Raw genomic sequence first — 24,183 nt, 5'->3', positions numbered from 1 at the left:
ACCCGAAGGGTCTGCATTTCAGGGGCGCGGGGAACTGCGCGACCGGCCACGACGGACCCGCACCCGCCCCGCGACCGAACGCGGCAGACGCGGCCGCGCACCCCGCACCCCCAGGCCGGAGGCGATGAGCAGAAGCCCGCCCAGCATCACGAAGGGCGCCGCCGTCCCGGCCACCCCCGCGACGAGCCCCGCGGAGGCCGGCGCCGCGACCTGCCCGAGCCGGTTCCCGGTCAGGCGGAGCGCGAGCGCCGTGGAGCGCGCCTCGGGCGGGGCCGCCTGGACGACGGTCGTCATCGACAGGGGCTGGCCGACACCGAGGCAGAAGCCCAGCAGGACCAGCATCACGGCGAGCGCCCAGACGGGCACCGGAAGCGCGATCCCCGCGCACAGCAGCGCGGCCAGCCCGCACGTGGAGGCGATGAGGACGGCCCGGCCGAGCCAGTCGATGAGCGGGGTCATGACGAGGCGGCAGGCGATGGTCGCGCCCGCGCGCAGACTCAGCAGGACGCCGACGACGGACGGGGCGATGCCGCGGTGCTCGCCGACGACGGGCAGGTACGCGGTGAGGATGTCGGTGGCCGACAGGACGGCGAGGCTGATGAAGATGCCGCCCGGGACCCCGCGCGTGCGCAGGATGCGGTGGACCGGCACCCGGGCGGTGCCGCGCTCGTCCCGGCCCGCACGCCCGGCGGCGGTACGGAACTCGATGCGCCACAGGGAGGTGAGGGAGACGGCGCAGACGCCGGCCGAGACCAGCAGGGCGAGGGCGCTGGTGCCGGCCATGTCGGGCCCGCCGATGAGCGCACCGGCCGCCATGGGGCCGATGAGCTGGCCGAGGGAGGCGCCGATGGTGAAGTGGCCGAAGTTGCGGTCCTGGTTCTCGGGCGAGGACTGCCGGGCCACGATCGACTGGGCGCCGATCACGAAGCAGAGGTGACCGAGCCCCATGACGCCGCTCCAGGCGGCCATCCGGACCAGGGAGCCGGCGGTGCCGCTGAGGGCGCAGCCGCCCGCGATGAGCGCGACGCCGAAGGGCAGCAGCGGGGCGCAGCGCCCGTGGTCGGTGCGCCGGCCGAGCGGGACGGCGGCGAACAGCGGGAGCAGGGCGTAGACACCGGCGATGACGCCGACGGCGCGTTCGTCGGCGCCGAGGGCGAGGGCCCGGTAGGAGACGGCGGGCCGCGCCATCGACACCGCCGCCTGCGCGAAGCTGAAGGCGATGACGAGGCGGAGCAGCCACGCGCGTCCCTGACCGGGCCCTGCGGAGTGCTTCATCGGGTCAGAGGATCCCGAAGAGGAGGCCGGCGGCGAGGACCACGAGGGCGGTCAGCGCGGCCCATTTCACGGTGAACCTGGTGTGGTCGCCGAACTCGACCTTGGCCATGCCGACGAGGACGTAGACGGCGGGCACCAGCGGGCTCGACATGTGCAGCGGCTGGCCGACGAGCGAGGCGCGGGCGATCTCCAGGGAGGAGACGCCGTGCGCGGCGCCCGCCTCGGAGAGGACCGGCAGGATGCCGAAGTAGAAGCCGTCGTTCGACATGAAGTACGTGAACGGGATGGACAGGACACCCGTGACGAGTGCCATGTGCGGGCCCATCCAGTCGGGGATGCCGCTGACGACCCACTTGGCCATGTGGTCGACCATGCCGGTGCCCTGGAGGACGCCGGTGAAGACGGCGGCGGCGAAGACCATGCCGGCGACGTTGAGGACGTTCTCGGCGTGGGCGCCGATGCGGGCCTTCTGGTCGGGCATGTGCGGGAAGTTCACGGTGAGCGCGAGCGCGGCGCCGAGCAGGAACAGCACCGGGATCGGCAGCCACTCCATGATCATGGCGGTGAGCAGGGTGACCGTGAGCAGCGCGTTGAACCAGTAGAGCTTGGGGCGCAGGGTGGCCCGGTTCGGGTCGAGGCCGGCGAAGGTCTCGCCCTCCTCGTTCTCGTACGAGGGGGCGCTGTGGTCGCCGCCGCCGGTGGCCTTCTTGCCGGAGCCCGTACCGGAACCGGCGCCGACCAGGACCTTCTCGTCGGCGGTCTCGGTGACCGTCTCGGTGACCTCGTCCAGGGACAGGAAGCCGAGGCGCTTGCGCTCGCGGCGGCCGAGGACGTACGCGAGGGCGAACACGGCGAGGAGGCCGACCGCGAGGGCCGGGATCATCGGCACGAAGATGTCGCTGGCGTCCAGCTTGAGGGCCGTGGCGGCGCGGGCGGTGGGACCGCCCCAGGGCAGGGTGTTCATGACGCCGTTGGCGGTGGCCGCGACACCCGTCATCACGACGAGGCTCATCTTGAGGCGCTTGTACAGCGGGTACATCGCCGAGACGGTGATCATGAAGGTGGTGGAGCCGTCGCCGTCGAGGGAGACGATCGCGGCGAGCACGGCCGTACCGACCACGATCCGCACCGGGTCCGCCTTGGCGAACTTCAGGATGGCGCGCACGATCGGGTCGAAGAGGCCGACGTCGATCATGACGCCGAAGTAGACGATCGCGAACATGAGCATCGCCGCGGTGGGCGCCAGGTCGCCGATGCCGGCGATGACGTAGTCGCCGAGATGGGCGCCCTTGCCGACCAGCACACAGAACAGCGCGGGGATGAGCACGAGCGCCGCGATCGGCGACACCTTCTTCATCATGATCAGCACCAGGAAGGTGGCGATCATGACGAATCCGAGGATTGTCAGCATGGAGGAGGTCCCTAACGTTCGCCGTTGAACTGCCGTCTGCAGTGCCGTCCATCGGCCCGGACGGGGGAGGCGGTCAGCGAGACGTTAGGGGCCGTCATATGGGGTTAACAAGATGTTGACGCGTGAGCAATAAGCGCAAAACTCCAGGTCACAGCTTTGCGCCTGGTGTACGGGGGGTGCTCGGGCGGCGCGGGTCGAGGGATTCGGCCATGTAGGCGTGCAGGAGCAGGCGGACCTCCGCGATGATCCGCTCGTCGCCCGCGGGGTCGATCCGGAAGGCGAGCCGCACGAGGGAGTCGGCGGCCTCGACGGCGACCAGGAACACGCGGCGCAGGTCGTCGTCGGGCTCGCGGTCCAGATGCGGGGCGATCAGATCGGTGAAGGTGCCGGCGACCCGGTGGTTGGGGTCGGAGGCCGGGTCGCCGACCGGGATCTGGGTGCCGAAGTCGACGAGCGAGAAGCCGGGCGCGGTGCGCTTCATGGCCACGTACTCGTCGAGGAAGGCGTCCATCGCGGCGCGCCAGTCGCCTTCCGTGATCCGGCCGAGCCGCTCGGTGACCCGCTGCGCGTAGTGCTCCAGGTTGCGCTGGGCGAGGGCGTCGACGAGGGCGCGCTTGTTGCTGAAGAAGCGGTAGACGGACCCGATGGGGACCTCCGCGCGCAGGGCGACGGCCCGCGTGCTCAGCTCCTCGTAGCCGCATTCGTCGAGGAGCCCGGCGCAGGCGTCGAGGATCCTGGTGAGCCGCTCGGCGCTGCGCCGCTGGACGGGGGTGCGGCGCAGGGCACGTGCCGACTGATCGCTGAAGGAGGGCGTCGTGGTCACGGGGTCCATCATGGCCCTTCGGGTACGGGGGCCGTCGACCGCCTCCGGATCGGCCCCGTGGCACGGGCGGCCTCAGGCGATGAGCAGTCCGAGGCCGCCGAGGGTGTAGGCGATCATCAGCGCGAACAGCGGGAGCTGGCCGGTGACGGACTTCTCCGGGGGCAGCAGCCGTACGGCGCGGTCGTGCGCGGCGACGACGCCGAGGACGTGTCCGGTGACGATGGCGAGGACCTGGAGCGCGGCGAGGCCGCCGGGTCCGAGGGGTGGTTCGGGCGGGGCGGGGTCGGTGGCACCGGCGGCCAGGGCGAGGGTGCGGGGGCCTTCGGTGGCGTAGAGCGTGAAGTAGTGGGCGACGAGGTAGCCGAGGGCGATCGGTACGAGGGCGTGGGCGAACGCGGCGCGCGGCGCCCGGCCCGCGCACAGGGCGTAGAGCACGGCGACGAGGGTGACGGCGCCGAGCAGGCCGAGGGTGCCGGTCGCGGTCGGGCCGAGCGGGGACGTCTGCAGGGTGGTGATCCAGGAGGGGGCGTCCGAGTAGCCGTCGTAGGCGGTGGAGCCGAGCATCACGCACACGGCGGCGACGAGCCCGGGGACGGGCGGGGTGGCGTCGAGTCCGTGGAACGGGTTGCGCAGCACGAGGCGTCCGTCGTCGCGCCGGCCGAACGGGGAGAGCCGGGCGAAGAGCGTCGAGTACGCCTCGAAGGCGTCGCCCCCGTCGAACCAGCGGGCGCCGAACCACGCGGCGGCGGCGAGCTGGACGGCCGCGTGGGTGAGCAGGAAGGCGAGCAGGGAGGTGCGGGACGCCGGGTCGGGGGAGGCGAGTTCGAGCCAGGTGTAGGCGAAGAGGCCGAGGGCCGCGGGCCATATGCCCAGCCGGGCGGGCAGCGGGCGCCCCGCGCCGGGGTCGCGCCCGAGCGCCCGGCAGCCGGCGGCGTGCAGGGTGCGCAGGGGGTTGAGCAGGCGCCAGACGGGGCCGCACAGCAGCGACGCCGGTACCAGGCCGACCCAGAACAGGACGTGCACGGCGCCGGGGGCCGGGTTGCGCTCGGGGTCGTCGGGGCCGAACAGGAGGTGGGCGAGGACGAGGACGGCCGCGCCGAGGCCGAGCACGCGCAGGGCGGCGCGCGTGCCGCGGGCGTCGGCGAGGCGCTGGACGGGACGCGGCAGCGCGAGCCCGGAGCTGTTCCCGCGGAAGCGGGAGGCGGACCAGAGCAGGCCGAGCGCGAGGAAGGAGACGAACAGCGCGGCGAAGGCTCCGGCGTACGCGTAGAAGGGGGACAGGGGAAGGTCGTGCCGGGAGCCGATGCCGTGGGCGAGCGGGGCGGGTGGGCGGAGGGTCACCGCACGTCACCGGACCACGAGTTGGGTGAGGAGCAGGCCGGATTCGTGGGTCTCGACCTCGAACAGGCCGGTGCGGTCGAGGGTGAGGGTCAGTCCGGCCGCGTGGCCGGCCGGGAGAGCGGCCTCCTTGTCGTAGCCGTGGACGTGGAGGGTGTCGGCGCGGTCGCTCGTGACCGTGAGGCGGACGCGCTGGCCCTTCTTGAACTCCAGTCGGCCCGGCGGGGGTTGGACGTTCTTGCCGTCGACGGAGATCGTGACGGTCCGGTCCGCGGAGGCCTTCCCCGAGGCCCCCTTGCCGTCATGGCCGTGCCCGCCCGCGTGCCCGTCCGCGTGCCCGTCCTCCCGTCCGGAGGAGGTCACGTCGGCGGTCGACTCGATCGGTTCGCCGTCGACGGCCCAGACGGTGTGGTCGTCGGCGTAGAGGCGGGCGGTCAGCCGGTGGGTGCCCTTGGGGACGGCGGACTCGGGCAGGTGGTACCACTCGCCGTAGACGCGGGCGATCTTGTGGTCGTCGAGGTACAGGTGTGCGTGGCCGCGCCCCGGCAGCGCTCCCCCGCCCACGCTGTCCGGGGTGAACCGGAAGTCGCTCACGTCGAGCCGGACGTTCCAGCCGTCGGCCGAGTCCGGCCGCACCTCGAGGTCGACCGACGGGGCGCCGTCGGCGTCGACCTGCCGGTAGCGGTGCCCGGACTCGTCCTCGCGGTCCAGGAGCCGTCCGGCCGAGCCGCTCGCCTCCTGATGCCCGGTGCCGGGCTTGTGGTGTGTGGTGGGCCGCCCGCCGCACCCCGCCGCGACGCCGACGGTCAGCACCGCCACCACGACCGCCCGCGCCAGCCGCCCGCGCACGCCCGCGCCGCCCCTCACGCCCGCACCTCCGTCAGCACCTCGGGGGTCTCCGGCCGGGCTGCCGTGTCCTGCCGGGAGGCGGCCACCACGGCCCACAGGACCCACACGACGCCGAGCAGTCCGCGGATCCAGGCAGGGCTCAGCGGGATCCACGGCAGCATCACCACGGCCTTGTCGAAGGCGTCGAGGAGAGTGAGGGCACCCAGGGCCACGGTGACCCAGCCGAACCAAGGGCGTTCGCGCCGCAGGACGAGCCCGACGGCCGTCCACCAGGCGCCGGTCAGCAGCAGGGCCACGGCGGGCAGGTAGCCGGACTGGAGTCCCATGGTCGATCCGGCGACGTCGAGCGCGAGACCGGCGAGTCCCGCGGCGCACGCCACCGTCGCCCAGCGGTGCGTCCGCAGCCGGCGCCACCACAGCACCCCGCCGACCAGCGTCAGCACGACCGCGACGCCGAGGGCGAGCTGCACCTCGATGCGCTCGATGCCCCGGGCCCCGTACCAGTCGCATCCGGCGGGAAGCCGGCGCGCCTGGACGTTGTAGTCGGCGCAGACCAGGAGCGCGGCCAGCTTCGACGGTTCGCCGACGAGCCGGTCCGAGCCGCCGGAGACGTCACCGCGCTTCGTCCCGCAGCTGGGCAGGGCGCGCGGGGTGGCGGCGCCCGCCGAGCCCTGCCAGCAGTTGCCCCCGCCCTGGCCGTCCCACCACACGTCGGTGGCGTTGGGCCGCGACCTGCCCTGCTTGTCGACGCCCAGCTTGTTGCCCGCGTACCGGTTGTGGTGCGAGGTGTCCGTCTGCTTCGACCAGGCGGACTCGCCGCGGATGAACGCGGGGACGGCGCTCAGGAAGAAGGCGGCGCGGTCGTGCCCGTACACCCAGTTGTTCTCGTACCGGTTCCAGTTGCCGCCGGCCGTGATGATGCCGGTGCCGGGCGGCATGGAGATCTGGGGGCAGACCACGCCGTCCTCGTAGCCGCGGTCGACGGGGTCCTTGGCGCAGGTGCCGTCGGCGACGTAGGGGTAGTAGTTCGCGTTGTTGTCGTGGATGTCGTTGCGCTCGAACCGGGCGTGGTTCTGCGGCAGTCCGGGGTGGCCGGGGAAGGCGGAGTCCATGGAGGCGCCGCCCATGTTGTGGTCGAACTCGTTGTCGTGCGCGTAGACGGAGTCTCCGGCGGTGCCGCTGTAGCCGACCATGTTGTGGTGGCTGCGGCAGCCGGTGATCTCGATGGAGTAGCGGGGGACGTCGTAGCCGCGGCCGTTGTTGATGTTCGAGGCGCTGCCGGGGTAGATGCCGGAGTCGCCGTTGCCGTAGGACTCGCAGTTCTTGTAGAGCCCGTGGTCGCTCGCGAAGGTGAGGAAGCCGTACTCGTCGTTCCAGCGGGTCAGGACGTCGTCGATGACGAAGCCGTCGCCGGCCAGGACGTACAGCGAGTTGAAGGTGGTGCGCTGGGCGGTGAAGTTCTTGAAGTAGACGCCGTCGCTGCCGTCGGCGCGGATCGCGTTGAGCTTGGTGTACTTGGCGTCGATCACGACGTCGAGCCGCGACTGGCCGGTGCCCTCGATCTGCAGGTTCTTCTTGCCGAGGATCGCGACGAGGTTCTGGTTGTGCGGGCAGCGCTTCTGCTGGGCGTAGGACAGGATCTGGTAGCCCAGCTGGGAGTTCCTGGCCTTGAGGCGGGTGCAGGCCCCGGTGGGCTTCGGCCGCGAGGGCTCCTCCTCGTACAGGCCGGGCAGGATCGCGATGTTCATGCCGGGCCGGTCGACGGCGTCCACCGCGGCCTGGAGGTGCCGGAAGCCCTGGTCCTGGCAGCGCGCGAAGAGGTCGAGGTTCTTCTTGCGCAGGCCGGCCGGGAAGCCGGCGACGCGGCGTTCGAAGTCCGCCCGGTCCTTCTTGCAGACGAGCAGGTCGGGCGGCCCGTCGCGGTGGACGGGCACGCTGCCCGACCCGTCGGGCAGCTTCACCGGCCGTTCCTCGTGCGCCTGGGCGGCGGGAGTTGCGGCGAGCGCCGCGCAGAGCGCGACCAGGACGACGAGGAGCCTTCGGATCCAGGGCATGGGCGCGAGAGTAGAGCACTGCTCATGTTTTGGGACCCCCTGCGGCACGGCTTTCTGCCGACCGCACGGAACGGCACCGTTGACGCGCCGGGGCCGGAATCCTACGGTGATGCATAGGATTCCTTCAGGCACCGGGAGCGCCCACCTATGAACGGCATCGAGCAGGCGAGGAAGACGGCCCAGCAGCTCGCGTATCTCACCGGCTTCGGCAACGAGCACGGCTCGGAGGCCGTGCCGGGAGCCCTGCCCGTCGGGCGCAACGCACCGCAGCGCGCCCCGCTCGGCCTGTACGCGGAGCAGTTGAGCGGTACGGCCTTCACCGAGCCCCGCGCGCACAACCGCCGCTCGTGGCTGTACCGGATCCGCCCCTCGGCGGCCCACCCGGAGTTCACGCGGACGGACAACGGGGCGGTGCGCACGGCCCCGTTCACCGAGTCCGTCCCCGACCCCAACCGCCGCCGCTGGAACCCGCTGCCCGAGCCGGCCCCCGGCACGGACTGGCTGGCCGGCCTGTGGACGCTGGGCGGCAACGGCGACGCGACGCAGCGCACCGGCATGGCCGTGCACCTCTACCACGCGAACGCGCCGATGGACCGGGTGTTCAGCGACGCCGACGGCGAGCTGCTGATCGTCCCGGAGCGCGGCGGGCTGCTGCTGCGCACGGAGTTCGGCCTGCTCGCTGCGCGTCCGGGCGAGGTCGCGCTGATCCCGCGCGGGGTCCGCTTCCGCGTGGAGCTGCTCGACGACGGTGCCCGCGGGTACGTGTGCGAGAACTACGGCGCGGCGTTCCAGCTCCCCGACCTCGGCCCGATCGGGGCCAACGGACTGGCGAACGCACGGGACTTCAGGGCGCCGGTCGCCGCGTACGAGGACGTCGCGGGCCCGGTCGAGGTGGTCAACAAGTTCTGCGGCAACCTCTGGACGGCCACGTACGACCACTCCCCGCTCGACGTCGTCGCCTGGCACGGCAACCACGTCCCGTACGTGTACGACCTGCGGCGCTTCAACGTCATCGGGACGATCTCCTACGACCACCCGGACCCGTCGATCTTCACGGTGCTGACGTCCCCGTCGGACACCCCGGGGCTCGCGGGCGTCGACTTCGTGGTGTTCGCCCCGCGCTGGCTGGTCGGCGAGGACACGTTCCGTCCGCCGTACTTCCACCGGAACGTGATGAGCGAGTACATGGGGCTCATCGAGGGCGCGTACGACGCGAAGGCGGAGGGCTTCGTGCCCGGGGGCGGCTCGCTGCACAACATGATGTCGGCGCACGGCCCCGACCGGGAGACCTTCGACCGCGCCAGCGCGGCCGAGCTGAAGCCGCAGAAGGTGGACGACGGCCTGGCCTTCATGTTCGAGACCCGCTGGCCGCTGACGGTCGCCGCGCAGGCGGCGGAGGCGGGGCATGTGCAGCGCGGGTACGACGAGGTGTGGGCCGGGCTGGAGTCGAACTTCGGCCGCGGCTGAGGTGCGGATTGCGTCCGCTACCTCCATAGAGGGAAGGCTGCGCGCAGCGCATGCCTTCAGGGCGCGGGGAACTGCGCGACCAGCCACGACGGCGGGAGAGCCGAAAACCAGGCCACCAGGGGACCGACATTGCAAGACGGGCCCGCGACAGATACGGATAGCCCCGTGACGTCATTCGCCCCGGACTCGATCGTCCTGAACCGCAAGCTGCCGCTCTGGTATCAGGTGTCGCAGTCCTTGCGCGCCTCCATACTGGGCAGATCCCCCCAGGACCCGCTCCGCCTGCCCACCGAGGAACAGCTCGCGGCCCACTACGGGGTCTCCGTGCTCACGATGCGCCAGGCCCTGAAGGAGCTGGAGGACGAGGGCCTGATCACCCGGCACCGCCGCCGCGGCACGTTCATCGAGCCGGCGGCCCGCCGGGGCGCCCCGGTCCGCCTGCTGGGCTCGGTGGACGCGATCGTGGCCCAGCAGTCGGGCATGACGACCCGCCTGCTCGACCACGACCGCTCCGCCCCCGTGCCCACCGCCCTCGCCGAGCACTTCCCCGGCGCCGAGCACGTGGCCGCGTACCACCGGCTGCGCTGCGACGAGAAGACGGGCGAGCCGACCAACCACGCCCGCAACTACCTGCGCCCCGACCTCGGCCCCCTCGTCGACCCGGCCGATCTGGAGCGCTGGCCGATGACGAAGGTGCTGCGGGACGTCGTGGGCGTGCGCATCAGCCGGATCACGGACTCGGTGGAGGCCCGCCTCGCCGACCCGGAGACGGCCCGGCTGCTCGAAGTGCCGCTGCTGAGCCCGATCCTGCACTACACCGGCATCACCTACGACGAAGCGGGCAGGGTCCTGGACGTCGCGGTGATCCATTACCGCGGCGACCGCTTCTCGTTCACGGTGACGCTGGACGCCGACTGAACGGCCATCGGGGGGACGTACCATGCCGGGCGTGACGAACGACGGGCTCTCGCACGCGCTGCCGCTCCCGGACCTCATGCCGTGGTCCGTCGCGCCCCTGCGGCTGGGCCGCAGCTGGCCGGTCGCGCCGGACGCCGCGTCGCTGAAGGCCCGCTGGGAGCGGTTCGTCGGGGCGCAGGCGCAGGAGCGCGCCCTCCTGCTCGAACCGTCCCGGGCCCGGACGCTGCACTCCCCCGCCGCCCAACTCCCCGGTCAGCGCACGGGCACCGAGCCGCTGGCGCGCGCGGAGGGCCCGTGCCCGGAGCCGGTGCGGCTGCTGCACGGGCCGTTCGACGAGCAGTGGCTCATCCCCGACCAGCGGCTCCTGGACGCGGCGCGCCCCGAGCTGTGGCGCGTGGCCGGCGAGCGCCAGCTGTACCTCGTGGAGCAGGGCCACGTGCCGGACGCCGCCGGGCCCGCCGTGCTCGCGTCCGCGGTGCTGCCGGAGGGCCGCTCCCCCGCGGGCCGCCCGGGCCGCATCCGCCCCCTGTACCGCCGGCCCGACGGTACCGAGCCGAACGTGACGCCGGGCCTCCTGACACATCTGTCCGGCACCTACGACCGGGAGGTGGGCGCCGAGGAGCTGCTGGCCTGGGTGCTCGCGGTCGCGGTGCGGGACGCGGGCGGATGCCGGGTGCCGCTGACCACCGACCCGGAGCTGTGGGAGCGCGGGGTCGCTCTGGGCCGCAGGCTGCTGTGGCTGGCGCGGCGCGGCGGTGGTGGCGCCGAGCGCCCCAAGCTGCCGGGCGGTCGCCGCCCGTACGTCCGTTCCGCACTGCCCGCCCGCCCCGGGGAGCTGGTGTACGAGCGCGAGGAGGAGGCCCTGGTCGTGAGTGAGGGGCGGATCTCGCCGGTGCCCGCCGCGGCCTGGGACTTCACGGTGGGCGGGGTGCGGGTGATCGAGCAGTGGTTCGCGCGGCGCACGGCGCCGGCCGAGCCGGGCACGCTCGCGGCGGTGCGCCCCGCGACGTGGCCGCAGTCGTGGACGTCCGAGCTGCTCGAACTCGTCACGGTGCTCGCCCTCCAGGCCGAACTGGAGCCGGAGTGCGAGGAGTTGCGCGGGAATCTCGGTGCGGAGCCGCTCACCGCCGACGAACTGGCGCGGGCCCGTGTGCTGCCGGTGCCGGACGGCGCGCGCCGCCCCGCCTCGGTCCTGGACCATCAGGAGGAGGGCCCGGGCGGCCAGTTCGCCCTGCTGTGACCACCCGTCAGGACGGCGCGGCCACGAACCCCTCGATCGTGCGGCGCAGCGCCCGGTCGAACACGGCCTCCAGATCGATCGGCCCGGAGTCCTCGGTGAACGCGGCGGCGAGCCGGGGGTAGCGGCCGGAGGCGACCTGCGCGCCGAGGTAGCCGATCCGCACGGCCTGCTCCTGCTCGGCGCTCCAGGGCAGGGACCGGGTGCGTTCGGCGGTGGCGATCTCGTTGGCCACGTAGGTCGTGACGACGCCGTTGAGGGACGCGATCAGCTCCAACTTGGCGCCGTAGGGCCGGTCCAGCGGGTCGAGGCAGCGCAGGCTGTACTCCAGGTACGTCAGCGCGTTCGGGCTGAAGCCGTAGACCGGTGACATCAGCCGGGGCAGCCAGGGGTGGCGGAGCATCATCGCGCGCATCTGGTGGGCCAGCCCGAGGACGTCGGCCCGCCAGTCGCCGCTGGGCTCGGGGTAGTCGTACTCCCCGCTGACGGCGTCCACCATCAGCTCGTACAGGTCCTCCTTGCGGGGGACGTAGTTGTAGAGCGACATCGTGCCCATGCCGAGGGCGGCGGCGACGTGCCGCATGGACACCTGCTCGATGCCCTCGGCGTCGGCGACCCGTACGGCCGCCGCCGCGATGTCGGCCCTGCTGTGCGCGGGCCGCGGGCCCCGCCCGGCACGCTCGGGGCGCGCCCAGATCACTTCGGGTTCGGCCGCTCGGCCCGCCATCGCTCATCACCTTTCGAAGCTTCTCGCCCCATCGTAGTTACGTACACCGTACGTAGTGCGCTACGGTGGGGGCATGACTTCTACGTACGCTGTACTTAGTGAAGGTCTGGAGAAGCGCTTCGGCTCCGGCGCGAAGGCCGTGCACGCCGTGCGGGGCCTGGACCTGGCGGTGCGCGAAGGCACCGTGTGCGGTCTGCTCGGCCCGAACGGGGCGGGCAAGACGACGGCGGTCCGCCTGCTGACGACGCTGCTGCGGCCGGACGCGGGCTCCGCGCGTGTCGCGGGGCACGACATCGCCACGCAGGCGCACGCGGTGCGCCGCAGCATCGGCGTGACGGGCCAGTACGCCTCGGTCGACGGCGACCTGTCGGGCCGGGAGAACCTGCGGCTGTTCGCGAAGCTCCTGCGCGCACCCCGCGCCCGCGCCGACGAGCTGCTCGACCGGTTCGAGCTGGCGGACGCCGCGGACCGGCCGGCCCGCACGTACTCGGGCGGCATGCGGCGCCGGCTCGATCTGGCGGCGAGCCTGCTCACCCGGCCCGCCGTGCTGTTCCTGGACGAGCCGACGACCGGCCTCGACCCGCACAGCAGGAACGGGATCTGGGACGCGGTGCGCGAGCTGGCCGCCGCGGGGACGACGGTCCTGCTGACCACCCAGTACCTGGAGGAGGCCGATCTGCTCGCGGACGAGATCGTGCTGATCGACGAGGGCCGCGCCGCCCACACGGGCACACCCGCCGAGCTGAAGGCCCGGATCGGTTCCTACGCGGAGGTCGTCCTCGCGGAGGACGCCGGCGCGCAGGCCCTGCACGCGGCGGCCGTCGTCCTGGACCAACTGACCGGTGCACGGCCCGAGTTGGACGCGGAGCGGCGCACGGCCGGGGCGCTCGTCCTGGATCCGGCCGTGACCCTGCCCCGTGTGGTGCGCGAGCTGGACGCGGCGGGGGTCCCGCTGGTCGACGCGAGCCTGCGCCCGCCCACGCTCGACGAAGTGTTCCTGCGGCTGACGGCCGCCCGACCCACCCTGACGGAGGCCGCGGCATGAGCGCGATCCTGTACGACGGCACGGCGGTGCTCGGCCGCCATCTCCAGCGGATCCGGCGGGCGCCGGCCCTGCTGATCCTGACCCAGACGATGCCGGTCACCCTGCTGCTGTTCTTCGGGTACGTGTTCGGCAGCGCCATGGCGATGCCGGGCGCGGACTACCGGGCCTTCCTGGTGCCGGGAATGCTGGTGGCGACGGCGGCCAACGGCATCATGACCGGCATGTTCGCGGCCGCGCAGGACGCGCACCGGGGCGTCATGGACCGCTTCCGCACCCTGCCGATGAGCCGGGCCGCCGTGCCGCTCGGGCAGGCGGTCGCCGATCTGCTGACGACGGCCGCGGGTCTGGTGCCGATGGTGCTGGTGGGGCTGGCGATGGGCTGGCGGATCGAGGGCGGCCCGCTGCCCGCGCTCGGCGCGTTCGGACTGCTCCTGCTGTTCCGGTTCGCCACGACGTGGCTGGGGATCCTGCTCGGCCTCGCCTCCAAGAGCGAGGAGGCGGCGGGGCAGTTGGGCAGCGCCACGTTCATGCTGCCGCTGCTGTCGAACGCGTACCTGCCGACCGCCGGGATGCCCGGCTGGGTGCGCACGGTCGCGGAGTGGAACCCGATCAGCGCGGTGTGCACGGCGCTGCGCGACCTGTTCGGGAACGCGCCGGTGCCGCACGGGGCGAGCTGGCCGGTGGCTCACCCGGTGGCCGGATCACTGGTGTGGTGCGGGGTGCTGCTCGCGGTGTGCGTGCCGCTCGCGGTGCGGCGCTACGCACGGGGCTGACGGGGCCTGACGGTCCCACGGGCCCGGAAGGAGAACAGGCCCCGGAAGAAAGACAGGGCCCGCAACCGACTCCCCCGCCGGGGCGCCCGCCGCATGCCGTGGGGATGACGGTCGCGGAGATGCGCAGCGGTACGCCGTACGGCGCGGAGGTCGGATGCGGGCCCGAGCCCTGCGGCGGCCGGTCAGTGGCCGCCGAACAGCGAGCGGCTCAGCCGTCGCAGTGGCGCGAAGAGGGAGACCCGCCGCATCCGTGCGATCCTGCCGCTGCGCTCGTGCGCGTGGTCACGCGCGGTCAGTTCACGCATCAGCAACGTCGCCTCGACCGTCTCGCGCTGCGGGACGGCGGGGCCGCCGAGCACCGAGAGATGGCGGTCGAGCCGCGAACTGGTCGCGCTGCTCCCGCAGGTGATCGCAGGCACTCGAGGCCTGCTGCGCACTGTTATCTGTTCCATGTCACTCCCCACCCGTACGAGGGCACCCGGCCCGGGCAGGTTAACCCTATCGCCCCAGCGGGACACTCGTGTATCCCGCCGGAGGGATTCACCTCCCTCGTACGGAGGTTGACGGCCCGTCGGCGACTACGCTCCGAATCCGGCTTTTTCCAGGGCGAGTTGGACAAGCTGGGCACTCGACGGTCGTTTCCGGTCCGCTTTCGAACCCCTTCGTCACAGGGAGTGAAGGAGCGGTCGCGGTCAAGTCGGAGGGCCGACCGGCGTGTCGGGGTCCGGCGGCGGGCCGGCGCGGGAGGACCGGAAGGGGTCCCGGGCGCAACGTGGGCGATCTCACTCCGGCCGCTTCCGAGGGTGCCGCGATCAGGCCAGGTTGAGCTACTTTTGTTCAGACTTGTCTCGCCGGGGATGGGGGGCGCCCGTGAGCTCGGAGCCGGGCAGGGACAGAACGCGGACGATCGCGGGCCGGTACCGGCTGGTCGATCCGATCGGCGAGGGCGGCATGGGCACCGTCTGGCGCGCCCGGGACGAGGTGCTCGGGCGCGAGGTCGCGGTGAAGGAGGTCCGGCCCCCGGCCGGGCTGCCGGGGCCCGACCTTGACCGGATGTACGCGCGGCTGGAGCGGGAGGCCTGGGCGGCCGCCCGCGTCTCGCACCGCAACGTGATCACCCTGTACGACGTGGCGACCGACGAGGGCCGGCCGTGGATCGTCATGGAGCTGGTGCGCGGCGTCTCGCTCGCCGATCAGCTCGACGCGGAGGGTCCGATGTCGCCGCAGCGCGCGGCGCACGTCGGCGCGGAGGTCCTGGCGGCGCTGCGGGCCGCGCACGAGGCCGGGGTGCTGCACCGGGACGTCAAGCCGGGGAACGTGCTGCTGGCGAACGACGGCCGGGTCGTGCTGACCGACTTCGGCATCGCGCGGGTCGAGGGGACGCAGGCGCTGACGATGACCGGCGAGGTCGTCGGCTCGCCCGAGTTCCTCGCGCCGGAGCGGGCACTGGGCCGCACGCCGGGCCCCGAGTCCGACCTGTGGTCGCTCGGCGTGCTGCTGTACGCGGCCGTCGAGGGGCACTCGCCGTTCCGTCAGGACACCCCGCTGAGCACGCTGCGGGCCGTCGTGGACGACGAGCTGCCGCCACCGCACCGGGCGGGCCCTCTGACCCCGGTCCTGGAGGGGCTGCTGCGCAAGGAGCCGGGCGAGCGGACCGGTGCGGAGCAGGCCGAGCACGACCTGCGGATCGTCGGGGCGGGCGGCACGCTGCGCTCGGGACCCGTGCACGCGGCGCCCACGGCGACGGCCACGCGCCTCGGCACGCACCGGGAGCCGCCCGGCCCGCCGACCCCGCCGGGCGGCACCGCCCCGATGGCCTCGGCGACGACTCCGCCCACCGGCTCCTTCGGCCCCTCGCGCACCCGCCGCCGCGTCTCGCTCGCCCTGGCGGCGGGCCTCGTGGTCCTGCTGGTCGGGGTGGGAACCCTCACGTACGCGCTGATGAACGGGGACGACGGCGGCGGTTCGGGAGGGGCGTCCGGCGGCGGGAGTTCGGCGTCGGAGGTGGTGCGGGGCGGCTCCACGGCAGAGGACCGGAGCCCCACGAGCAGCGGCGGTCGCAGCAGCGCCGCTGGAGGCGGCGGTTCGGCCGGCGGCGGGTACACGACGCGTCCGGCGCAGTCCGTGCGGGTCGTCGTGCACGCGGTGCGCGGGAGTTACTCGGGTCCGTGTCCGCCGCCCGCCGCGGAGGCGCCCGCGTTCTCGGCGACGATCACGGTGGGGCGGACGCCGGCCGAGGTGCGGTTCCGCTGGGTGACGCGGGACGGGAAGGCCTCGGAGCCCGGCTGGCAGACCCTGAGCTTCCCGGCGGGCGGTGCGCTGAGCCGGACCGTGGAGACGACGGAGACCGCCTACGAGGAGGGCGGGACGCTGCACAACGAGATCTCGGTGCGGGTCGACCGCCCGGTCGCCGCGACGTCGAACTCGGTGGCGTACTCCGTGACGTGCGACGTGGTGACCCCCACGACGAGCGGGGCCACCACGGCTTCACCTGCGTACTGACGCGCTGTCGTGCTCTCGGGGCCGGAGCGGCGGGGCTCAGGCCTTGGAGGTGAGGACGGGCAGGTAGCCGCTCGACTGGCCGGTGGCGGTCGGGTGGTAGGACTCGCCGATGTTGGTCCAGTTCACGCTGTGCAGCCAGGAGGAGCCGGAGCAGATCTCGTGGCCGGTGAACGTGGTCCGTACGTCGCCGAAGGTGAGGCCCGCGGCGGAGACGCGGCCGGCGATCGTGTTGTCGAGCAGGTCGGCGGCGCCGTTGATGGCCGACCGCTCGGTCTCGGAGAGGCCCGCGATGCAGGAGCCGTCGAGCTGGTAGAAGCGCGGGTAGCCGAGGACCACGACGCGGGCCGACGGGGCCTTGGCCTTGATCGCCTGGTACACGGCGTCGAGCTTGGCGGGCAGGGTCGAGGTCACGTACGCACGCGCCTGGTTGACGCGGTTGACGCAGGTGGACTCGGAGTAGAGCACACAGGTCGTCATGACGTCGGCGAAGCCGGCGTCGTTGCCTCCGATGCTGATGGAGACGAGGCCGGTGCTCGAATTGAGCGGACCCAGCTGGTTGTTCAGCACGTCGCCCGTGACCGCGCCGGAGCAGGCCACGAAGTTGAAGCTGGCGGGCGAGTGCGACGCCGCCCACAAGGCCGGGTAGGCCTTGGTGGAGCGCTTGCACGAACCGCTGGCGCTGTCGTAGCTGCCGGCGCCCACCCCGGAGGAGTAGGAGTCGCCGAGCGCCACGTAGCCGGTGCCCGCGGCCTGTGCGGTCGCCGCCCCGGTGAGGACGGCGGTCGCGGCGAAGAGGAGCGATGTAACGTAAGCCGCAATACGGGTACGTCTCATGAAAACCTCCCTTAGCAGGATCTCTGCGACAACTGTGGTACCACGCCACTTAGTTACCGGGAAGTACTGACGCGAACATTCACCCCGAGTTACGGCAGGTTCATGTCAGGTGTGCGCCCGTAACCTCATTACCCTCCGCACCACCGCGCTACGCCCGTAGACCCTTGCGATTACTGGCCAACCGTCAGATCTGATCCGGCCTCAAGCACTGCCGTGCAGTTGCTCATTGACAGGTGAGCCCCCGTCCGGACGGTCCCCGGCCGGGGGCTCACCTGCACACCGGTCCCAGGGGTCAGCCCGTCAGGTCCAGGCGGTGCACTCCTCCCAGGGTCGTGCCGGCGTACAGGTCCTCACCGTCGGTCGCGAGCTGGGTGACGTCGAGGTTCTGCAGCCCGGTGGAGACGTTGTGCCAGGTGCGGCCGCCGTCCGTGGAGCGCAGGACGCCCCGGCCGCCGCGCGGCAGCGCCGTCTCCCAGAAGGCGCCGGAGCCCGCGTACAGCGTGTCGCCGATCCGCTCGAAGTCCGTGATCAGGACGGGGAGTCCGCCGGTGTCGCCGGTGCGGAAGGTGCGGCCGCCGTCCGTCGACGTGCGGATCGCGTCGCCGCCGGCCAGCAGGCGCCCGCCCGCGAACCGGATCGCGGTGACCTTGCCGTCGGCCCGCTTCGTCATCTCCTCGCCCCGGTCGCCGGAGCGGTAGAGGCCGTCGGGGGCGCCGAGCCACAGGGTGTCCGGATCGGACGGGTCGCCGGCGAGCGCCGTGAGGTGGGTGTCCTGGCGCAGGTTCTTCCAGTGCTCGCCGCCGTCGCGGGTGGCGTAGAGGCCCTGGCTGCGGATGCTGCCGTAGGCCACGTACACCTGGTCGGGGTCGGCCGGGTGCACTTCGAGGGCGAAGACGGTGCCCTCGCCGTGGCCCTTCTCCTCCCAGGCGCGGCCGCCGTCGGTGCTGCGCTCGACGGCGAAGTCGCCCCACGGGCCCCGGCGGACCCGCCACACGACGTTCTCGTCCTGCGCGGACACCTTGAGCAGCGCGGTCTCGTTGCCGAGGGTGCCCTCGCCGCCGGTGGTGCCCCAGTCGGGGTCGCGGGCCGGCAGCGCGGTGCGGTGGGTGCCCACCGGGCCCGCCGCGAGCAGCGTCCTCCCGCTCACCTCCAGGCCGTTGACGGTGCCGCCCTGGACGCCGATGCGTTCGTAGTGCGCGCCGTCGTCGCGGGTGCGGTACAGGCCGGCGCCGGACGCGGAGACGGTCAGGGAGCCGTCGGCCCAGCGGTCGAAGTCCAGGGCCACGAAGTCGCCGGGGGCCTTGATCAGGGACCAGTCGCGGCCGAGGTCCCGGCCGACGCGGATGCCGTCCCGGGTGGCGACGTAGAGGTCGCCGCCGGTGATCGTGAGGCCGGAGACGCCGAGCCAGGCGTCGAGCAGGGTCGACCAGGTCGTGCCGCCGTCGCGGGAGCCGACCACGCCGGTGCCGTTCTCGTACCCGCCGACGAAGTCGCCCTCGGCGACGACGCGGGTGACGGTCCGGCCGCCCTTCGGCTCGTACACCTTGCGCGGTGCGCCGAGGGTGCCCGAGGCGAGGCCGTCACGCTTCCAGACGGCGTGACCGGTGGCGTAGTAGAGGCTGTCGCCCGCGGCCTTCACGTCGTAGACGTCGCCGGGGACGTCGAGCGGCGCCGTGGCCCAGTGCGTGCCGCCGTCGCGGCTGAGCAGGAGGCCCGCGCCGGTCCACGCGATCAGGGTGCCGGTCCGGTCGTCGGCGAGGAGTCCGGAGACGGGGTCGCCGGGGGTGTCCAGGCGCCGCCAGGTGCGGCCGGCGTCCTCGGTGCGCAGGATCTGCCCGGTCCGCGGGAAGCCGGAGGCGCTGTTGACGGCGTACCACCAGCGGTTCTCGTCCTCGGGGTCGATGACGAGGTGTCCGTCGCCGGTGACGTCCGTGACGGGGAGCCGGGCGGTCTGGCGCCAGGTCCTGCCGTTGTCGTCGGTGGCCCACAGGCCGGTGCTGTCGGCGCGGTCGAGCACCGCGTGCCCGGGGGCGCCGGGCGCGAGCGTGAGGTCGCCGGCCGCGCTCGACGGGCCGACCGGCTGCCACCTCTCGCCGCGCGAGGACTTCGGGGTGACCTCGAAACCGTCGCTGTTGCTGGTGAGCGTCTTGCCGTCGGTGGTCTCGGCGCGCGCCGAGATCCGGTACGCGCCCTCGTCCCGGACGGAGAGCTGGACCTCGTACACGTTGCCGGACCGGTGCTTCGTCCGCGCGGTGAAGGCGCGGCCGTGCGGCGGCCGCACGGTGACGGTCGGGGCGCTCTTGAGGCCGACGGGGGCGAACACGGCGACCCCCGACTTCCCGTCACCGGGATCGGGCCCGGCCTGCGCGAACAGGGTGCGTACGGACAGCAGGTACGGCACGTGGAGCGCGGGGGCGCCCTCGGGGGCGAGGGTGACCTGGCCGCTGATCTCGGTGTCGTGGGAGGGCCGTTCGGCGCGCACGGTGACGGTCGCGCGGGCGCTGCCGCCCGCCGGGACGGTCAGGGTGCGCGGGCTGACACGGGCGTCGCCGCTCGCGGTGAGGCGTACGGCGCGGGGCTTGTCGCCGTCGTTGTGCACGGTCAGGGCGCGGCTGCCGCCGATCTGCCGGTCCTTCAGGTCGGCGAGGCCGTACGAGAGGGTCGCCGGCGAGGTGGTGATCCCGGCGTCTGCCGCGTCCGCGGCGGCGGCCACGTCGAGGCGTCCGGCGCCGACGGTCGCCGTGTCGAAGTCCGGCAGCTCCTTGCTGGAGCCGGTGAGTTCGGAGGTGACGCGCGCCGGGCCGTGGTCGGGGTGCAGCTGGCGCAGCAGGGCGGCGGCGCCCGCGACGTGCGGGGCGGCCATCGACGTGCCGGACATGCGGTACTGGCCCGGCGCGTACAGGGACTTGGGCACGGTGGAGCGGATGTCGTAGCCGGGGGCGACGAGGTCGGGCTTGAGGTCCCAGCCGGCGTCGGGGCCGCGGGAGGAGAAGCCGGCCATGCGGTCGGTGGCGTCCTCGCCGGTGACGGTGATCTCGACCTCGCCGTCCGCGAGCCTGCGGCCGAGTTCGTCGTACTGGGTGTCGTCGACGCCCATCACGATCACGTGGTCCATGCGCAGGGAGTCGCCCGAGGCGTCGATCGCGGCGCGCGGGGCGGCCTCGACGAAGCCGCGCCGCTCCCCCGCCAGGACGGGGCCGCTGTTCGCGGTGCCGCCGAGGATCGCGACGGCGCCGCGCTTCTCGGCCTCGCGGGCCAGGTCCAGCTCCTGGACCGACACGTCGCCGACGTCCTCGGAGACCGGGTACTGGACGCGTACCGCCTTGCCGTGGACGTCGCCGGCGGCGTCCCACTCGTCCGGGGATCCGTAGCCGACGTCGGCGAGTTCGAGGGTGACGGGCTTCGCCGGCGGGTTCGCGGAGACGTAGCCGCGGTAGGTCTGGATCTTGCCGCCGCCCTTGTAGGCGGCGCCCGGGACGCGCAGTCCGCTGACCGAGGCACCGACCGCGAGGACGCCGTCGGCGGCGGCCGGGGAGCCGACCGTGTTGTGGCCCGGGCCCTCGTTTCCGGCCGAGGCGACGACCACGACGCCGGCCCGCGTGGCGGCCGTGGCGGCGAGGCCGATCGGGTCGCCGCCGTCGCCGGGGCCGCCGATGCTCATGTTGACGACGTCGGCGCGGTGCGGGTTGGCCGGGTCGACGGCCGCCTCCAGGCCCGCGACGATGTCGGAGGTCTCGCCGTAGCCGTCGGCGCCCATGACCTTGTACGCCGTGAGCGAGGCGCCCGGGGCGACGCCGGTCACGCCGCCGGGTTGCGCCGCCTCACCGGCGATGATGCCGGCGACGTGGGTGCCGTGGCCGTTGTCGTCCATCGGGTCGGTGTCGTCGTCGGCGAAGTCGTAGCCGCCGACGACCTTGTGGCCGGCGCCGAATCCGCCGCCGAGGTCGGGGTGGGTGTAGTCGATGCCGCTGTCGAGCACGGCGACGGTCACGCCGTCGCCGCGGACCTTCGTGCCGTGCGCGTCCTCGCGCTGCCACACCCGGGGCGCGCCGATCGTGGGCACGCTGTCGTCGGTCTGGATCCGCAGCTTCTTGTCCTCGACGACTCCGGTGACGCCCGGCTGCCGCTTCAGATCCGCCACCTGGGAGGCCTTCACGGTGACGGCGACCGCGTTGAGCAGCAGGTTCAGCCGGCGCGGCGCGCGGACCTCGACGCCCGCCTCCTCCAGCGCGTCCAGGAACCTGCCCTGCTCCGCCTTGAGTTCCCCGCGCTCGCCGAGCACGTCGGCCCGGTCGGCGCGGTCGAGCCTGCCCTTTCCGGCCACGGGCGCGGGCCCGGCGAGGGTGACGATCACCCGGCGGTCCGGGTCCTTGACGGGCGCGGCGGTCGCGGCCGGCCCGGCGAGCAGGCCGCCGAGCACGCCGGAGGCGATCAGGCAGGTCACCGTGCGGCCGGTGGCGGGCCGGGCGGATCTTCGGCCGGCCCGGGGCGAAGTCCTGCTCCGCGTGGCTGATATCGGGTTCATGCCCTCAGGTCCTACGTCCGCGCCGGTGGCCGGGACAACGATTCGGGCTGGCCCATTGCGGCCCCTGGCACATACGGGCCACGATCCCCGCATGCCCCACGAGTCGCCCGACACCCTCCGCAGGCAGCTGACCGCGGCCGGTGTCGACCCCTTCGACGAGCGCGTCTACCGCGAGATCCTGGTCCGCCACACCGCGGCGCCGGCCGAACTCGCCGCTCCCCTCGGCTGTTCCGCGGACCGTGCGGCCCGCGCCCTGGACCGGCTGCGCGAACTCGGCCTGGTGGGGCGGCTCTCGGGCCAGCGCCGCCGGTACGCGGTGATCGAGCCCGGCGCGGCGATCGAGGCGCTGGTGCGCGCCCGCACCGCCGAACTCGCCACCGTGCGCGAGGCGGCGGGCGAACTGTCCCGGCTCTTCGACGCGGCTCAGGCGGGCGGCACGGAGGAGGTCGAGGTCGTCGTGGGCAGCGAGGCGCTGGGCCGCTGGTTCGTGCGGCTCCAGCAGGAGGCCCGCGAGGAGGTCATCACGCTCGACCGGCCGCCGTACGCGCTGACGACGTCGAACCCGGTGGAGGCGACGGCCCTCACGCGCGGCGTCGGCTACCGGGCGGTCTACGCGCCGGAGGCACTGGAGTGGCCGGGCGTGCTCGGCGACATCCGTGAACTCGTGGCGCGCGGCGAGGAGGCGCGTGTCCTGCCGGGCCTGCGCGTGAAGCTGGCGATCGCGGACCGGCGGCTCGCGCTGCTGCCGCTGTCCCTGGACTTCACCGGGGAGGTGCGGGCGGCGGTGCTGCGTCCTTCGGCGCTCCTGGACGGCCTGGTCGACTACTGGGAGATGTGCTGGCGCGCGGCGACCCCGCTGGGCGCGCCCGCCGACGATCCGCTGACGGAGGACGACCGGCGCATGCTGACGCTGCTCGTCGCGGGCCTCAAGGACGAGGCGATCGCCCGGCAGCTCGGCTGGTCGGTGCGCACGATGCGGCGCCGGATCAGCGCCCTCAACGACAAGCTGGGCGCGGCCAACCGCTTCCAGGCCGGGGTGATCGCGGTCCGGCGCGGCTGGATCTGACCGCAAGCCGTCTCCTCAAGGACGAACGGGACGAGGCGGGTTGACGGACGAGCGGCTCCGACACGGCGGGGCCGTCACAAGCCGCACCGGGACGCGCTGCGGAAATCCCGTGCGGGCGGCGCATTCGTGCCGGATCATGGCGGCATGTCTGAGAACCCGTTCGACGCGCTGCCGGTCCGGCTGGGGGTCGACGACAGCGACTCGCCCGCCGATGTCGTGGACGCGCTGTTCCTCGGCCGCTTCGCCAAGGGCGAGCAGCCGCACTCGCACGCGGTGAACATCGACCGGGTCCGTTCCGCCGCCACGCTGCTGCCGCCCGGCGCCCGGGTGCTGCGCTCCGCGCGCGACGACGACCGCAGCGCGACGCTCGCCGAGGGCGACGGCTGGACGCTGCTGGTCTCGCGGTGGAACAGGGGCGCGGACGTCACGGTGACGGCGACGACGGCGGAGCTCGCCGAGCAGGTTCTCCAGCAGGCCACGGACGGGGCGGCCGACGAGCCCGAACCCCAGCCGGAGAACGTGACGATGGGCTTCTGGTACGTGTCGCCCCGGCGCGGCCCGCACCGCACCACCCGGCAGATCTCGGCCGGTACGTGGGACGAGGTGCGGCCCAACTACACGGCGCCGGTCGCCGAGGCGATGGACCGGCTGATGACGACGCGGCCCGAGGACATCGCGGGCCGGCTGCTCCTGCTCCACGGGCCGCCCGGCACCGGCAAGACGTCGGCGCTGCGCACGCTCGCGCGGTCCTGGCGGGACTGGTGCCAGGTGGACTGTGTCCTGGACCCCGAGCGCCTCTTCACGGACGTCGGCTATCTGATGGACATCGCGATCGGCGAGGAGGACGGCACGGCGAAGGGCCGCTGGCGGCTGCTGCTCCTGGAGGACTGCGACGAGCTGATCCGCGGGGAGGCCAAGCACACGGCGGGGCAGGCGTTGTCGCGGCTGCTCAACCTGACGGACGGACTGCTCGGCCAGGGCCGGAACGTCCTGGTCGGTGTCACCACGAACGAGGACCTGGAGCGGTTGCATCCTGCGGTGGTGCGGCCCGGACGCTGCCTCGCCCGGATCGAGGTCGGGCCCCTGACGCGGGCGGAGTCGGTCGACTGGCTGGGCTCCGACGAGGGGGTCGGTCACGCGGGCGCGACGCTGGCCGAGCTGTACGCCTTGCGCCGCGGGGTGTCTCCGACATCGGTACCGGACCCTCGTGGCTCCGCCGACGCGGGGCTCTATCTGTAATGCGTCTGCGGGCCGGTGGGGCTTCTCGCGCAGTTCCCCGCGCCCCTGAAATGCAGACCCTTCGGGTCGCATTTCCCCGAGGAAGGCGGAGCCTTCCAGG

Annotated in this window: 18 protein-coding genes; 8 read left to right on the top strand and 10 right to left on the bottom strand. The window is 73.4% G+C overall.

Annotated features, from left to right (window positions below; genetic code table 11):
• Positions 1-18 precede the first annotated feature (18 nt).
• The 6 genes from ACFW9D_RS28830 to ACFW9D_RS28805 form a co-directional block, all read right to left on the bottom strand.
• Entirely contained in the window at positions 19-1,275 is a 1,257-nt protein-coding gene (locus ACFW9D_RS28830; protein WP_384626522.1) for an MFS transporter, read from the bottom strand.
• Between the two features lie 4 nt (positions 1,276-1,279).
• Complete coding sequence (locus tag ACFW9D_RS28825; protein WP_188339798.1) at positions 1,280-2,686, bottom strand: CitMHS family transporter; 1,407 nt, start codon at positions 2,684-2,686, stop codon at positions 1,280-1,282.
• A gap of 148 nt (positions 2,687-2,834) precedes the next feature.
• Positions 2,835-3,518, bottom strand: a complete 684-nt coding sequence (locus ACFW9D_RS28820; RefSeq protein ID WP_384626524.1) for a TetR family transcriptional regulator — start codon at positions 3,516-3,518, stop codon at positions 2,835-2,837.
• A 63-nt stretch (positions 3,519-3,581) separates the two neighbouring features.
• A complete protein-coding gene (locus tag ACFW9D_RS28815) occupies positions 3,582-4,850 on the bottom strand; it encodes a hypothetical protein (RefSeq protein ID WP_384626519.1) in 1,269 nt (422 codons plus the stop codon).
• Positions 4,851-4,856: 6 nt separating this feature from the next.
• Positions 4,857-5,714, bottom strand: coding sequence for a hypothetical protein (locus tag ACFW9D_RS28810; protein WP_384626517.1), 858 nt, complete (start codon positions 5,712-5,714; stop codon positions 4,857-4,859).
• Entirely contained in the window at positions 5,711-7,750 is a 2,040-nt protein-coding gene (locus ACFW9D_RS28805) for a right-handed parallel beta-helix repeat-containing protein (protein WP_384626514.1), read from the bottom strand. The genes ACFW9D_RS28810 and ACFW9D_RS28805 overlap by 4 nt, the downstream gene beginning before the upstream one ends.
• Before the next feature lie 147 nt (positions 7,751-7,897).
• Here ACFW9D_RS28805 and hmgA point away from each other — a divergent pair, with 147 nt between their 5' ends.
• The 3 genes from hmgA to ACFW9D_RS28790 all read left to right on the top strand — a co-directional run bounded on the left by hmgA (position 7,898) and on the right by ACFW9D_RS28790 (position 11,375).
• Positions 7,898-9,217: a homogentisate 1,2-dioxygenase gene (gene hmgA, locus ACFW9D_RS28800; protein ID WP_384626512.1), complete on the top strand. Its 1,320-nt coding sequence runs from the start codon at positions 7,898-7,900 to the stop codon at positions 9,215-9,217.
• Between the two features lie 165 nt (positions 9,218-9,382).
• A complete protein-coding gene (locus ACFW9D_RS28795; protein WP_188339794.1) occupies positions 9,383-10,135 on the top strand; it encodes a GntR family transcriptional regulator in 753 nt (250 codons plus the stop codon).
• Positions 10,136-10,157: 22 nt separating this feature from the next.
• On the top strand, positions 10,158-11,375 hold the full coding sequence (locus ACFW9D_RS28790; RefSeq protein WP_384626509.1) for a type ISP restriction/modification enzyme: 1,218 nt from the start codon (positions 10,158-10,160) through the stop codon (positions 11,373-11,375).
• Between the two features lie 7 nt (positions 11,376-11,382).
• Here ACFW9D_RS28790 and ACFW9D_RS28785 read toward each other — a convergent pair whose 3' ends face one another.
• Positions 11,383-12,099 carry a TetR/AcrR family transcriptional regulator gene (locus ACFW9D_RS28785; RefSeq protein ID WP_384626507.1) on the bottom strand — a complete coding sequence of 239 codons (717 nt, stop codon included), beginning with the start codon at positions 12,097-12,099 and terminating at the stop codon, positions 11,383-11,385.
• A 73-nt stretch (positions 12,100-12,172) separates the two neighbouring features.
• Here ACFW9D_RS28785 and ACFW9D_RS28780 point away from each other — a divergent pair, with 73 nt between their 5' ends.
• Both ACFW9D_RS28780 and ACFW9D_RS28775 read left to right on the top strand, forming a co-directional pair.
• On the top strand, positions 12,173-13,144 hold the full coding sequence (locus tag ACFW9D_RS28780) for an ATP-binding cassette domain-containing protein (protein WP_384626504.1): 972 nt from the start codon (positions 12,173-12,175) through the stop codon (positions 13,142-13,144).
• On the top strand, positions 13,141-13,917 hold the full coding sequence (locus tag ACFW9D_RS28775) for an ABC transporter permease (RefSeq protein WP_188339790.1): 777 nt from the start codon (positions 13,141-13,143) through the stop codon (positions 13,915-13,917). Before ACFW9D_RS28780 ends, ACFW9D_RS28775 begins: the two co-directional genes overlap by 4 nt.
• A 182-nt stretch (positions 13,918-14,099) precedes the next feature.
• Here ACFW9D_RS28775 and ACFW9D_RS28770 read toward each other — a convergent pair whose 3' ends face one another.
• Positions 14,100-14,369, bottom strand: a complete 270-nt coding sequence (locus ACFW9D_RS28770) for a hypothetical protein (protein WP_188339789.1) — start codon at positions 14,367-14,369, stop codon at positions 14,100-14,102.
• A gap of 418 nt (positions 14,370-14,787) precedes the next feature.
• Between ACFW9D_RS28770 and ACFW9D_RS28765 the strand changes: the two genes are divergently transcribed.
• Positions 14,788-16,419, top strand: a complete 1,632-nt coding sequence (locus tag ACFW9D_RS28765; protein ID WP_384626499.1) for a serine/threonine-protein kinase — start codon at positions 14,788-14,790, stop codon at positions 16,417-16,419.
• Positions 16,420-16,455: 36 nt separating this feature from the next.
• Here ACFW9D_RS28765 and ACFW9D_RS28760 read toward each other — a convergent pair whose 3' ends face one another.
• Positions 16,456-17,253 carry an SGNH/GDSL hydrolase family protein gene (locus tag ACFW9D_RS28760; protein WP_188339787.1) on the bottom strand — a complete coding sequence of 266 codons (798 nt, stop codon included), beginning with the start codon at positions 17,251-17,253 and terminating at the stop codon, positions 16,456-16,458.
• Between the two features lie 292 nt (positions 17,254-17,545).
• Positions 17,546-21,778 carry a S8 family serine peptidase gene (locus ACFW9D_RS28755; RefSeq protein WP_384626495.1) on the bottom strand — a complete coding sequence of 1,411 codons (4,233 nt, stop codon included), beginning with the start codon at positions 21,776-21,778 and terminating at the stop codon, positions 17,546-17,548.
• Positions 21,779-21,869: 91 nt separating this feature from the next.
• Here ACFW9D_RS28755 and ACFW9D_RS28750 point away from each other — a divergent pair, with 91 nt between their 5' ends.
• Both ACFW9D_RS28750 and ACFW9D_RS28745 read left to right on the top strand, forming a co-directional pair.
• Entirely contained in the window at positions 21,870-22,844 is a 975-nt protein-coding gene (locus tag ACFW9D_RS28750) for a LuxR C-terminal-related transcriptional regulator (RefSeq protein ID WP_188339785.1), read from the top strand.
• A gap of 144 nt (positions 22,845-22,988) precedes the next feature.
• Complete coding sequence (locus ACFW9D_RS28745) at positions 22,989-24,083, top strand: DUF5925 domain-containing protein (protein WP_384626492.1); 1,095 nt, start codon at positions 22,989-22,991, stop codon at positions 24,081-24,083.
• Positions 24,084-24,183: the final 100 nt, after the last annotated feature.

The organism is Streptomyces sp. NPDC059524 (genome assembly GCF_042749255.1).
Lineage (GTDB): Bacteria > Actinomycetota > Actinomycetes > Streptomycetales > Streptomycetaceae > Streptomyces > Streptomyces xanthii.
This window is presented reverse-complemented; position numbering and strand designations above follow the sequence as displayed.